Source organism: Afipia sp. P52-10 (assembly GCF_000516555.1).
In the GTDB taxonomy this organism is placed as follows: domain Bacteria; phylum Pseudomonadota; class Alphaproteobacteria; order Rhizobiales; family Xanthobacteraceae; genus P52-10.
Genome location: NZ_AZSJ01000007.1, coordinates 489,008 through 501,706 on the forward strand (window position 1 = coordinate 489,008; position 12,699 = coordinate 501,706).

Consider the following 12,699-nt stretch of genomic DNA (forward strand, 5'->3'; position numbering starts at 1 on the left):
CATCGTATGCGAAGCCCATGGTGGACGCCGCGGGGCAACGACGATTTGGGGCAGGAAGGGAGCCGGTTCAGCGGGCGAATCCCGGCCGTGGGCTTGTGACCGTGCTGAATTTCGCCGCCGCCAGCCATCTCCGGGCGATCGCGCTGCTGATCGTCGTCGGTGCGCTGTTTTTCCTGCCGGGCTTCTTCAACATTCCGCCGATCGACCGTGACGAGGCGCGTTTCGCCCAGGCGACCAAGCAGATGGTCGAGAGCGGCGACTTTGTGGATATCCGCTTCCAGGACGAGGTCCGCTACAAGAAACCGGTCGGAATTTATTGGCTGCAGGCTGCAGCGGTCGAGACCGCGAGCAAGCTCGGCCTGCCGCGTGCCCAGCTCCGCATCTGGCTCTATCGCGTCCCGTCGCTCATTGGTGCGATCGGCGCGGTGCTATTGACCTACTGGGCGGCGCTGCCGTTCGTGTCCCGGCGCGGGGCGATTCTCGCGGCACTGATGATGTGTTCGTCGATCCTGCTCGGGGTCGAAGCGCGGCTCGCCAAGACCGACGCGATGTTGCTGCTGACCACGACAGCGGCTATGGCGGCGCTTGCCCGCATCTATCTGTCCTGGCAGCGCGGCGAGGACCCCGAACGGCCGCCGTGGTCAACACCTGCCATCTTTTGGACCGCGATTGCTGGCGGCCTGCTGCTGAAGGGCCCGCTGATTCTGATGCTGGTCGGGCTCTGCATGGCAGCGCTCCTAATCCAGGACCGCTCCGGCGGCTGGCTCTGGCGGCTGCGCCCCGTGTGGGGCGCGATGTGGGCGCTGGTGCTGGTGCTGCCATGGTTCATCGCCATCATCCTGCGCTCGGGCGACAGCTTCTTCGCGGCCTCGCTCGGCAACGATCTGTTCAGCAAGATCGCCTCGCCGCAGGAGTCGCATGGCGCACCGCCCGGACTTTACTTCGTTCTGTTCTGGTTGACGTTCTGGCCGGGCTCGGCTTTGGCAGGACTCGCTGCGCCTGCGGTCTGGCGGGCACGGCGTGAGCCCGGCGCGCAGTTCCTGCTGGCCTGGCTGGTGCCGTCCTGGGTCGTCTTCGAGCTGGTGATCACCAAGCTGCCGCATTACGTGCTGCCGCTGTATCCCGCGATCGCGATCCTGATCGTCGGCGTGCTCGAGCAGCAGATGCTGTCGCGCAAAGCCTGGATGATCCGCGGCCTGTCGTGGTGGTTCACGGCGCCGGTGATCTTGAGCGTGCTCGCGATCGCCGGCTCGATCGTGCTGATCCGCCAGCTTGAGTTCGTCGCATGGCCGTTTGCGGCGGCGGCAGTGATCTTCGGTCTGTTCGCCTGGTGGATGTACGACGAAGGGCGGGCGGAGCGCTCGCTGCTGAATGCCTTCGCCGCATCCTTCTTCGTCGCCGTGACCGTGTATGGCCTCATCATCCCGGCGCTGAAGCCGCTGTTCCCGAGCGTCGAGCTCGCGCGGGCGCTGCGGAATGTCGAGTGTCGCCAACCGCTGGCGGCTTCGGCGGGCTATCACGAGCCAAGCCTGGTCTTCATGGCAGGAACCCAGACCGTGCTAACCGATCCATCCGGAGCTGCGGATTTCCTGGCCCAAGGATCGTGCCGCTTCGCGCTGATCGAGAGCAGGCAGGAGCGCATCTTTGCCCAGCGCGCCGAGACCATCGGTTTGCGCTATGCGGTGGTCAACCGGTTCGAGGGCTACAACTATTCGCAGGGCCGGGCGATCTCGATGTCGATTTTCCGCTCGGAAGGAACGCAGTAGGCGCGAACCGCGTGATGCGGATTTTTGCGCCAGTTTCAAGCCATTGGAGCCCTGCTGGACGCGGAATATGGGGTTGCGAGGGGCGGTTTCGGCCCCTAAAAGGCTCCCGCATATGGCCGGTCCGTATCTCTGACAATCCAACGAACACATTTGATTCCCATGAACAGCGGCCCTCCGCAGTCCGTCAGCGTTTTCCCGGCTGTGAGCATTGTCGTGCCCGTACGCAACGAGGCCGATAACATCGCGCCGCTGATCGCCGAGATCGACGCCGCACTCGGCGGGCGGTGGCCCTACGAAATCATCTACGTCAACGACGGCTCGACCGACGCAACGGGGACCGTACTGCTTGGGCTGATGCGCGGTCGGAGCGATCTGCGCCAACTTCGCCATACCGAATCCTGCGGGCAGTCGTCGGCCGTGCGCTCGGGCGTGCGGGCGGCGCGGGGGCTGATCGTCGCCACGCTCGATGGTGACGGCCAAAACGATCCGGCGTTTTTGCCGGCGCTGATCACGGCGATCGAGCAGGGCAAGGGACGCATCGGGCTCGTGGCGGGCCAGCGGGTCGGCCGCAAGGACACCGCGTTCAAGCGGTTGCAATCGCGGATCGCCAACGGGGTTCGCGGCAGCATCCTGCGCGATGGCACGCGTGATACGGGATGTGGCCTGAAAGCCTTCCAACGCGACGCTTTCCTGATGTTGCCATACTTCGACGGCTTGCATCGCTTCCTGCCGGCGCTGATGCGGCGGGAGGGATTCGAGATCGCCTATGTCGACGTGAAGGATCGGCCGCGCCGGTCGGGCGTGTCGAACTACGGCTTCTTCGACCGCCTCTGGGTCGGGATCATGGATCTGGCAGGGGTATGGTGGCTGATCCGCCGTAAGAAGAAGCAGCCGGTGATAACCGAGGTGACGTCCGATGCTGGTTGACCTGTCGCAGGCGCTGGGCACTTATTTCCACGAGGTTTTCGTCGTCAATTTCGACTGGTGGGTGGTGCTCGGCTTCATTGCGCAGGCCTTCTTCACCATGCGTTTCGTCGTGCAGTGGATCGCCTCGGAGCGGGCGCGTGATAGCGTGGTGCCGGTCGCTTTCTGGTTCTTCTCGATCGGCGGCGGCGTGCTGCTGCTGATCTATGCACTGTATCGCAAGGACCCGGTGTTCATCGCCGGTCAGGCCTTCGGCCTGTTCGTCTATGCACGCAATCTCTATTTCATCATCGCCAAGGGGCGCGCGTCGAAGGCCGATGCCTGATCGCCACGCGTCGACATTCTGTTCGGAGCCTGACTTGGGTACGACTTGGACGCTGACTTAAGCGTTCCCTTCAGGGCAGCGCAATGCGCGTTGCAGTGACGCGGCTTTCCTTCTTGTCGCGGATCACGCCCCAGATCACTTTGCCGTCGGCCCTATCCCAGGCGATGCCTTGTCCTGCGATCTCGAGCGACGCCGTGCCGACCCAGCGCATGACGGAGCCCGCTTCCGGCAACGCCAGCGCGTAGATCTCGGGCAAGTCGTGCCCCGTGATCCACAGCTTTCCGTCCGGGCCCCATGAGCCGCCGGAGTTGCTCATGTCGCCGAACTTCTTCAGCAGCACATCAGGCAGCGTCCAGGCTTCGGCGACACGCCAATCCTTGTCGAAACGGACGATCTGGGTGTTGAACTTGTTGCCGTAGGCAAGCGGGCTCTTGTCGAACACGCGGTTGTAATTGGCGAAAGCGCCCCACCAGACGCCATCGCGATAATCGAGCCAGGTCAGCGAGCCGCGCTCGATGCCGAAGCTGTGGGTGCCGACATGCTGCAGCGTCGCAGCATCCCAGATCTCGACGGAACTGGTCATCGGCCATTCCGGATAGTTGGAATGGGCGGTGTAGAGCTTGCCATCGATGACAACGCCGCTGTCGAGATGGATGATCGGACCGTCCTTCTCGCCGCGCCATTCGCCGACGCGCTGTCCGCTCTTCTTGTCGTATTTGGCGATGATCTGGTTATCGATCGCATAGAAATGGCGGTCATCGACGGCCACCGCCTGCCGCGCCTCTGGAACGATGAACGAGGCGAGGCGCTCAGCCGCGACGATTGCTGGGTCTTTGTTGGCGGGGTCCTTGGCGAAAGCCGCCGTGGCGATGATGAGAACCGAGGCGGCGATAATTCCGTGCGGGAAGGGTATGCGCGCGAACATGGGAATGTTTCCGATTGCGGTCAGGTCGTCTCTGCCTACCGTCGAACAAACGACAGCACGATGACACCACCCGCGCACGGCGGGCAGCCGCCATGATGTCCGCTATGGCGCGTTCAGCGCCCGCTCTCCGCCGCGAGCGCCTCGAATCCGCGCACGAGATCCGCCTTCAGGTCGTTCACATCCTCGAGCCCGATGTGGAAGCGCAGCGTCGGCCCGCCGGGGGCCCAGGTGGTGGCCGTGCGGTAGCCCGAACAGTCGAACGGGATCACCAGGCTTTCATAGCCGCCCCACGAGTATCCCATGCCGAACAGCGTCAGGCGGTCGAGGAAGGCATCCACAGCCTTCTCGGCGACCGGCTTGAGGACGACGCTGAACAGGCCGCTGGAGCCGGTGAAATCCCGTTTCCAGATTGCGTGCCCCGGATCGCTTTCCAGCGCTGGATGCAGAACCCGCAGCACCTCCGGCCGCTGTTCCAGCCATCGCGCCATCTCGAGCGCCGAGCGTTGATGATGGGCCAGGCGGATCGCGAGCGTGCGCAGGCCCCGCAACGCGAGGAACACGTCGTCAGGGCCCGCACACTGCCCGAGCAGGTGCACGGCTTCGGCGATCGCGGGCCACGCGGAGGCGTTAGCGGAAATCGCTCCGAACATGATGTCGGAATGACCGCCGATATACTTGGTCGCGGCATGGATCGAAACGTCCACGCCCTTGTCGAACGAGCGGAAGTACAGCGGCGTCGCCCAGGTGTTGTCGTTCAGGACCAGCGCACCATGTGCGTGCGCTGCAGCAGCAATCGCCGGCGTGTCCGGCATCTCGAAGGATTGCGAGCCCGGCGCTTCGATCAGGACCGCGCGGGTGTTCGGCTTGAACAAGCTTGCGATGCCGCTGCCGATCAGCGGATCGTAATAGCTGGTCTCGATTCCGTAACGGGCGAGCAAGCCGCCGCAGAAGCGCCGCGTAGGCTGATAGACGCTGTCGGACACGAGCAGGTGATCGCCATGCTTCAGCACTGCTAGCAAGGCGGTCGAGATCGCCGCAAGGCCTGACGGCAACAATGCGACGCCCGCGCAGTTCGGCCCTTCCAGGGTCGCCAATGCATCGGACAGCGCCTTTGTGGTGGGCGTCCCTTGCCGGCCGTACTGGAATTCGCCGCGGTCGTGGCGGATGTCGTCCGCGGTCGGATAGAGCACCGTCGAGCCCCGGACGATCGGCGGATTGATGAAGCCGTGCAGAAAGCGCGGCTCGCGGCCGGCGGTGACGAGACGGGTCTCGGGCTGGAGCGGCAAATCGTCAGGGGGTGTGGATCGGCTCATTGGTCTAGTTTCGGATCAATCGATTGCCGCTTATCACGTCCGTCCTGCTGGAGGATTGGGCATGACGTACGTGACCGCAGTCTAGATCATAAGAAGGGAGGGAAGTCTTGCGTCAACCCCTTGACCCGTCTCTTCAATCGTTCTGTGATGCGGTCTAAAGAGGGGCGTCCTGCCCCGAGAGTTTCAACGTGCGTAGAGATCGCATCGCATTTGAACGGTTTCATTCCCCGAAACGAACCGCCAGTCGGTTCTGCTCGGGAAGCGAGCTGCCGGCAGGCGTTATCGATCCGCCGCCCAGCCCCCAATCATCACGACTTGAGCGAAAGGTTCACCCATGAAACGTGCTTCCCTGATTCTGACGCTTGCGCTTGCAGCCGCCGTACCTGCCGGAACGGCTTCCGCTCAGACCCTGAAGACGGTGAAGGATCGCGGCATTCTGTCCTGCGGCGTGACCAGCGGTCTGCCGGGCTTCTCCGCTCCCGACGACAAGGGCAACTGGACCGGCCTCGATGTCGATCTCTGCCGGGCCATCGCAGCGGTGGTCCTCGACGACCCGACCAAGATCAAATTCGTGCCGCTGTCGGCCAAGGATCGCTTCACCGCGCTGCAGTCCGGCGAAATCGACGTGCTGTCGCGCAACACGACCTGGACGCTCTCGCGCGACACCCAGCTCGGCCTGAACTTCACCGCGGTCAACTATTATGACGGACAGGGCTTCCTGGTCCGTAAGTCGCTCAAGGTCAATTCGGCGCTCGAACTGAACAGTGCGTCCGCTTGCGTGCAGACCGGCACCACCAACGAGCAGAACCTCGCCGACTACTTCAAGGCCCACAAGATGAAGTACGAGGTGATCGCGTTCTCGACCGCCGATGAGACGATCAAGGCTTATGAGGCGGGCCGCTGCGACACCTTCACCTCCGACGTCTCGCAAGTCTATGCAGAGCGGCTGAAGCTCGCCAAACCGGACGACCATATCGTGCTGCCGGAGGTGATCTCGAAGGAGCCGCTCGCCACCGTGGTCCGCCATGGCGACGACCAGTGGTTCGACATCGTCAAGTGGACGCACTTTGCGATGGTCAACGCGGAAGAGCTCGGCATCACGCAGAAGAACGTCNACGAGATGCTCAAATCCGACAAGCCCGAGGTGAAACGCCTGCTGGGAACGGACGGCAATCTGGGCGAACAGCTTGGCCTGACCAAGGATTGGGTAGTCCGCATCATCAAGGCCGTCGGCAACTACGGTGAGTCGTTCGATCGCAACGTTGGCGCCGGCTCCAAGCTCGGTATCTCCCGTGGTCTCAATCGCCTCTGGAACGAGGGAGGTCTGCAGTACGCGCCGCCGATTCGCTGATCGGGCGGTGTAATGGGGGCGCAGCGATGGCGATCGAACCGAGAAAGCCACCGCGTCATTTCAGCCTGCATCTTCGGCGCGCCCTTGGCGGGCGTGCCGGGTGGGGCGGCTTCGCGGCGCAGCTCGCCTTCGTCGCCTTCGTCATCTGGCTGGGCTACGAAATCTATTCGAACGCCCAGGCCAACCTCCAGGCCCAGCGCATCGCGACCGGCTTCGGCTTTCTGCAGAACACGGCCGGGTTCGCGACCAGCCAAAACCTGATTCCGTATCAGGAATCCGACACCTACTTGCGGGTGTTCTTCGTCGGCCTGCTCAACACGCTGCTGGTCTCGGTGATCGGCATCATCTTGGCGACTATCATCGGATTCTTGGTCGGCCTTGGACGCCTGTCGCCGAACTGGCTGGTGTCGCGGCTGTCCGGCGGCTACGTCGAGATCGTGCGGAACCTGCCGCTGCTGTTCCAGTTGCTGTTCTGGTACCTCGCCGTGCTCGCGACCTTGCCGCCGCCACGGCAAAGCCTGTCGCTGTTCGATGCGGTGTTCATCAACAGCCGTGGCCTGATCGTGCCGCGGCCCGTGGGCGAGCCCGGCTTCGAGCCGTTCATGTTCGCGCTGCTCGCCGCGATTCTCGGCAGCTTCGCTTTGCGCATCTACACGCGCCGGCGACTGTTCGCGACCGGCCAGAAGATCCGGATCTGGCCGTGGGTGATCGGCATGCTGATCGGCTTTCCGCTGGTCTCGACGCTGATCTTCGGCATCCCGGTGATGTTCGAAATGCCGGTTCTGCGCGGCTTCAATTTTGCGGGCGGTTCGCGGCTGATCCCAGAATTCGTCGCGCTCGTGCTGGCGCTGTCGACCTATACCGCGGCGTTCATCGCCGAGATCGTCCGCGCCGGGGTTATGTCGGTCCACAAAGGTCAGATGGAGGCGGGTTCTTCGCTTGGCCTGTCGCGCGGGGAAACGTTGCGGCTGATCGTGGTTCCGCAGGCCCTGCGCGTGATCTTGCCGCCGTTGACAAACCAATACCTCAACCTGACCAAGAACTCGTCGCTCGCGGTAGCGATCGGATACCCCGACCTGGTGTCGGTCTTTGCCGGTACGACATTGAGCCAGACAGGGCAGGCGATCGAAATCATCGCCATCACTATGGGCGTCTATCTCTTGATCTCGCTCGTCACCAGCGCGGCGATGAATTTCTACAACTGGCGGCTCGGACGGAGCCTCGCGCGATGAGCAGCGGTCCTATGGCGGTGAGAGCGCGGCATGTCTGATCAATCGCTGCAACCCTTCGTCCGTGCCGAACTCGTGCCGCAGCGTTCGGCTCCGGTCAGGACGACCGGCGCGTGGGCCTGGGTCCGCTCGCGGTTGCTCAGCTCGCCGACCAACATCCTGCTGACGATCGTCGCGGCGGTGTTGTTGTGGTTCGCGATCGTGCCGACGGTGAAATTCCTGCTCGTCGATGCAGTCTGGACGGGCTCTGACCGCAACGCCTGCCTCGAGGAAACGGTCGGGCGAACGGTTGGGGCCTGCTGGCCGTTCGTCCAGGCGAAGTTGCAGCAGTTCATGTATGGCTTCTATCCGCAGAGCCAGCTCTGGCGCGTCAATCTCGTATTTGCGCTGGCGATCCTCCTGCTGATTCCGCTCCTGATCCCGCGCATTCCGGGCAAGACGCTGAACGCTTCGCTGTTCTTCTTCGCGCTGCCGGTCGTTGCGTTCTTCCTGCTGTACGGCGGTGGTATCAAAGGTTTCGGTATCAGCTGGCTCGCCGATCTCTTGCAGGCGCTCGCCGACAGCATCGCCGATGGCGGGCGACGGTTGCGTGCCACGGCAAGCGCAGCCGGCGTTCCGGGACTTTCGCAACTGCTGGCCGGGATCGGCATCGCCGTGGCGTTGGCCGGCGACGCGGCGCTGTTGGTTCTGCTGCCGCTGACGCTGACACGCGATGCCCTGCAGGTCTCCAACCAGCCGGTCTGGTATGACTTCATGCTGACGGCGATCATCATATCGGCGTTGCTGTTCGTCCTCGCCGGAGGCTTCCGCTCCGGCTGGCGGGCCCTGATCCTCTGTCTCATCACGTTCGCAGGCATTGCGCTGGTGATCGCGGTCATGGGATTGCATCACGGCGGGCTGCCGATCGTCGGCACGCGCGAGTGGGGCGGCATGCTGGTGACGCTGGTCGTGTCGATCACCGGCATCGTTGCATCAATGCCGATCGGCATCGCGCTTGCGCTGGGACGCCGCTCGCAGATTCCGCTGATCCGGGCGAGCTCGGTCGCATTCATCGAATTCTGGCGGGGCGTACCGCTGATTACGGTGCTGTTCTTTGCGACTTACATGCTGCCGCTGTTCATGCCGCAGGGCTTCAACATCGACGGGATGATCCGCGTGCTGGTCGGCGTGGCGCTGTTCTCCGGCGCCTACAACGCCGAGGTCATCCGCGGCGGGCTCGCCGCCGTGCCGCGCGGGCAGGCGGAGGCCGCCAATGCGCTCGGCCTATCGTATTGGAAGACCACCGGCCTGATCGTGATGCCGCAGGCGCTGCGGCACGTTATTCCGGGCCTGGTGAACAGCTTCATCGCACTCTTCAAGGATACGACGCTGGTGCAGATCGTTGCGATGTTCGATTTGCTCGGGCAGCTGCGCGCCTCGTTTGCCGATCCGAACTGGGCGACGCCGACAACGCTGTTCACCGGCTTTGCTTTCGCTGGCATCATCTATTTCGTGGTTTGCTTCGCGATGTCGCGCTACTCGCTGTTCGTCGAGAAGCGGCTCAATGCGCATCGCCGGAACTAGGACATGCGCGCAAACGTTTTCCTGAACAATCGTCTTCGAACTGCCGTGAGGTCCGCATGACAGAACCGATGGTCAAGATTGCAGGCCTCAACAAGTGGTTCGGCGAATTCCATGTGCTGCGCGATATCGACCTGTCGGTCGGCAAGGGGGAGCGCATCGTGATCTGCGGGCCGTCAGGCTCGGGCAAGTCCACCACGATCCGCTGCATCAATGCGCTGGAGGAATTTCAGGAAGGCCAGGTCGTGGTCGACGGCATCGAGCTCGGCCCGAACCTCAAGCGTATCGATGATGTCCGGCGCGAAGTCGGCATGGTGTTCCAGAGCTTTAACCTGTTTCCGCACCTGTCCGTGCTCGACAATTGCACGCTGGCGCCGATCTGGGTACGCGGCATGCCGAAGAAGGATGCCGAAGCGGTCGCGATGAAATATCTCGAGCGCGTGCGCATTCCGGACAAGGCGGACAAATTTCCCGGGCAGCTTTCGGGCGGCCAGCAGCAGCGCGTCGCCATCGCCCGCGCGCTGACCATGAATCCGAAGGTCATGCTGTTCGACGAGCCGACGTCCGCGCTCGATCCGGAGATGGTCAAGGAAGTGCTGGATACGATGGTCGATCTCGCCAAGGACGGCATGACCATGCTGGTGGTCACCCATGAGATGGGGTTCGCGCGAGAGGTCGCCAATCGCATCGTCTTTATGGATGCCGGCCAGATCATCGAGGCCAACGAGCCGCAGGCCTTCTTCGCCAACCCGCAGCATGCGCGAACCAAGCTGTTCCTCAGTCAAATCCTGCGCTGAGCACGACAATCGCGAGATAGCAGCGCGCGATGGCTGCGCTTACGGCCGGCCGGATCAGGTCTTGACGTAAGGGACTTGGATGCTGCTGCGCCGCTCCAGCCATTCCGGCACTGGCAGCTTCTTGGAGCGCATGAAATCCGGATTGAACAGCTTCGACTGGTAACGGTTGCCGTAGTCGCACAGCACCGTGACGATGCGGTGTCCCGGACCGAGCTCCTTGGCGAGGCGGATCGCGCCGGCGATGTTGATCGCCGTCGAGCCGCCCATGCACAGGCCTTCGTGCTCGAGCAGGTCGTAGATCAGCGGGATCGCTTCCTCGTCCGAGATCAGATAGGCGTGATCGACCTTCATGTCCTTGACCACCGGCGTCACCCGGCCGAGGCCGATGCCTTCGGTGATCGAGCCGCCCGGCGATGCCTTCGCAACGCCATTGGTGAACAGGTCATACATCGCCGCACCGTGCGGATCGGCCAGGCCGATGATGATGTCCTTTTTCTTCTCGCGCAGGAATGCGCTGGTGCCGGCGAGCGTGCCGCCGGTACCGACGGCGCAGATAAAGCCGTCGATGTTACCGCCGGTCTGTTCCCAGATTTCCGGGCCAGTCGAGACGTAGTGCGCCTTCGGATTGTCGAGGTTGTTCCATTGGTCGGCGAACAGCACACCGTTCGGCTCGGTCTTGCGCAGCTGCTCGGCGAGGCGCCGCCCGACATGTTGGAACTGGTTCGGGTTATCATAGGGCACCACCGGCACCTCGACCAGTTCGGCGCCGCACAGCCGCAGCATGTCCTTCTTTTCCTGGCTCTGCGTATCCGGGATCACAATCACGGTCCGGTAGCCGCGCGCACTGGCGACGACGGCAAGGCCGATACCGGTGTTGCCAGCCGTCGACTCGATCACCATGCCGCCAGGCTTCAACTCGCCGCGCTTTTCCGCCTCGAGGATCATCTGCCGGCCTGCGCGATCTTTCACCGACTGACCGGGGTTCATGAACTCGGCCTTGCCGAGAATCTCGCAGCCGGTGAGCTCGGACGCGTGCTTCAGCTTGATGAGCGGCGTGTTTCCGATCGCGGTGATGACGTCTTGATGGATGGTCATGAAGGGCACTGCTTGACTGCTTATGGAACGTGCAGTGACCCTAGTTCACGCCTCCCCAAGGGACAAGCCGAAAGACCCGCATTCCGGCCCTGGTTCGCATGTCCCGCATCATGCGAACGGGATCGTTGCCGTTTTGGATCATGCCGTCTTGGCGAAGATCACCTGGCGAACGTCGATGTTGCCGGAGAGGAAGCCGGCCTCGCAATAGGCGAGGTAATACTCCCACAGCCGGCGGAAGCGCTCGTCGAAGCCGAGCGGCTTCAGGTTGGGCCAGGCCTGGCGGAAGTTGGTTCTCCAGGTGGCCAGCGTTCTGGCATAATCTTGCCCGAAGATGCGCTCCTTGATGACAGGGATGCCGAACCGATCGCCCAGCGTCTTCAGCACGGCGGGCGAGGGCAGCATGCCGCCCGGGAAAATGTAGCGCTGAATGAAATCGACCTCCCGCCGATAGTCCTGGAACATGCTGTCACGGATCGTGATCGCCTGGATGCCCGCGAGCCCTTGCGGCCGCAGCCGGTCGCGTAATTGCGAGAAGTAGTTCGGCCAGAACTCCTCGCCAACCGCTTCGATCATCTCGATCGAGGCGATGCGGTCGTACTGATCGCGCTCGTCGCGATAGTCCTGAAAACGGATCTCCACACGTTCGTTCAGACCCGCCTCGTGGATTCGCTGTTGGGCGAAGTCACGTTGCTCGCGCGAGATCGTCAGGCCGACGACCTTGACGCCATAGGTCTTGGCCGCGAACTCGGCGAAGCCGCCCCAGCCGCAGCCGATTTCCAGCACCGTCTGTCCCGGCTGCAGGTTGATCGCTTCGGCAAGCCGTCGGTACTTGTTATGCTGCGCGGCCGTCAGATCGCTGGTGCCGTCCTCGAACAGGGCAGACGAATAGGTCATGCTGGGGTCGAGCCACGACCTGTAGAACGCGTTGCCGATGTCGTAATGCGCGTAAATGTTGCGCTTGGCTTGGCCGCGCGTGTTGCGCTTCAGCCAATGCCGCACCGCCTGGACGGCCCGTCCAATCGTCTTCTGCTGGAACATCGGCAGGATCAGGTCGTGATTGACGCAGAAGATGTAAAGGAACTGCGTCAGGTCGGGCGTATCCCACTCGCCGCGCAGATACGCCTCGGCGATGCCGACGTCGCCGCCCTTCATCAGTCGCCAGGCAAAGGTGTAGCTGTTGATCGTCATCGATGCGGTGGGGCCGGGCTCGGCGCCGCCGAATCGGAGCTGCCGCCGGTCGGGCAGCGTGATGTCGAGGGTGCCGCGTCGCAGGCGCGCGGCATAGAAGAAGGCGATCTGCACCAATTTGGGCAAGCCCGCAGTGGCCGCGCCAACGGTGCTGGGATCAAGCGTAATCGGACCAGGCATCGTTCCAACCACCCATTTGGAACGGCTCTCGACCGGGTGTCCCGTC

11 protein-coding genes are annotated in these 12,699 nt (G+C 63.2%); 7 read left to right on the top strand and 4 right to left on the bottom strand.

The genetic code is table 11. The features are described 5' to 3' along the window. Positions 1–17: 17 nt before the first annotated feature. From X566_RS19615 to X566_RS19625, 3 genes are all read left to right on the top strand, one after another. Positions 18–1,766: a glycosyltransferase family 39 protein gene (locus tag X566_RS19615; RefSeq protein WP_034470765.1), complete on the top strand. Its 1,749-nt coding sequence runs from the start codon at positions 18–20 to the stop codon at positions 1,764–1,766. 159 nt (positions 1,767–1,925) lie between these two features. After that, positions 1,926–2,693 carry a glycosyltransferase family 2 protein gene (locus X566_RS19620; RefSeq protein ID WP_034470767.1) on the top strand — a complete coding sequence of 256 codons (768 nt, stop codon included), beginning with the start codon at positions 1,926–1,928 and terminating at the stop codon, positions 2,691–2,693. Next, positions 2,683–3,015, top strand: coding sequence for a lipid-A-disaccharide synthase N-terminal domain-containing protein (locus X566_RS19625; RefSeq protein WP_152539995.1), 333 nt, complete (start codon positions 2,683–2,685; stop codon positions 3,013–3,015). The genes X566_RS19620 and X566_RS19625 overlap by 11 nt, the downstream gene beginning before the upstream one ends. A gap of 70 nt (positions 3,016–3,085) precedes the next feature. Here the strand turns inward: X566_RS19625 and X566_RS19630 are convergent, their stop codons facing one another. Then, positions 3,086–3,940 carry a hypothetical protein gene (locus X566_RS19630; RefSeq protein ID WP_051444369.1) on the bottom strand — a complete coding sequence of 285 codons (855 nt, stop codon included), beginning with the start codon at positions 3,938–3,940 and terminating at the stop codon, positions 3,086–3,088. A gap of 113 nt (positions 3,941–4,053) precedes the next feature. Continuing rightward, positions 4,054–5,253, bottom strand: a complete 1,200-nt coding sequence (gene metC, locus X566_RS19635) for a cystathionine beta-lyase (RefSeq protein WP_034470770.1) — start codon at positions 5,251–5,253, stop codon at positions 4,054–4,056. Positions 5,254–5,587: 334 nt separating this feature from the next. On the opposite strand from metC, the gene X566_RS19640 reads away from it, so the two are divergent. From X566_RS19640 to X566_RS19655, 4 genes are read left to right on the top strand one after another with little or no spacing between them, the layout of a single operon-like run. Further along, positions 5,588–6,604, top strand: a complete 1,017-nt coding sequence (locus X566_RS19640; RefSeq protein WP_034470772.1) for an amino acid ABC transporter substrate-binding protein — start codon at positions 5,588–5,590, stop codon at positions 6,602–6,604. 26 nt (positions 6,605–6,630) lie between these two features. Further along, positions 6,631–7,836: an amino acid ABC transporter permease gene (locus tag X566_RS19645; RefSeq protein WP_034470774.1), complete on the top strand. Its 1,206-nt coding sequence runs from the start codon at positions 6,631–6,633 to the stop codon at positions 7,834–7,836. A 30-nt stretch (positions 7,837–7,866) separates the two neighbouring features. Beyond that, on the top strand, positions 7,867–9,396 hold the full coding sequence (locus X566_RS19650) for an amino acid ABC transporter permease (RefSeq protein WP_034470778.1): 1,530 nt from the start codon (positions 7,867–7,869) through the stop codon (positions 9,394–9,396). 56 nt (positions 9,397–9,452) lie between these two features. Beyond that, positions 9,453–10,190: an amino acid ABC transporter ATP-binding protein gene (locus X566_RS19655; protein WP_034470780.1), complete on the top strand. Its 738-nt coding sequence runs from the start codon at positions 9,453–9,455 to the stop codon at positions 10,188–10,190. Positions 10,191–10,244: 54 nt separating this feature from the next. On the opposite strand, the gene X566_RS19660 is transcribed toward X566_RS19655, so the two are convergent. Together X566_RS19660 and X566_RS19665 are read right to left on the bottom strand one after the other, a co-directional pair. Next, positions 10,245–11,285 carry a cysteine synthase A gene (locus X566_RS19660; RefSeq protein WP_034470782.1) on the bottom strand — a complete coding sequence of 347 codons (1,041 nt, stop codon included), beginning with the start codon at positions 11,283–11,285 and terminating at the stop codon, positions 10,245–10,247. Between the two features lie 138 nt (positions 11,286–11,423). Then, positions 11,424–12,653: a cyclopropane-fatty-acyl-phospholipid synthase family protein gene (locus X566_RS19665; protein WP_034470784.1), complete on the bottom strand. Its 1,230-nt coding sequence runs from the start codon at positions 12,651–12,653 to the stop codon at positions 11,424–11,426. Positions 12,654–12,699 lie beyond the last annotated feature (46 nt).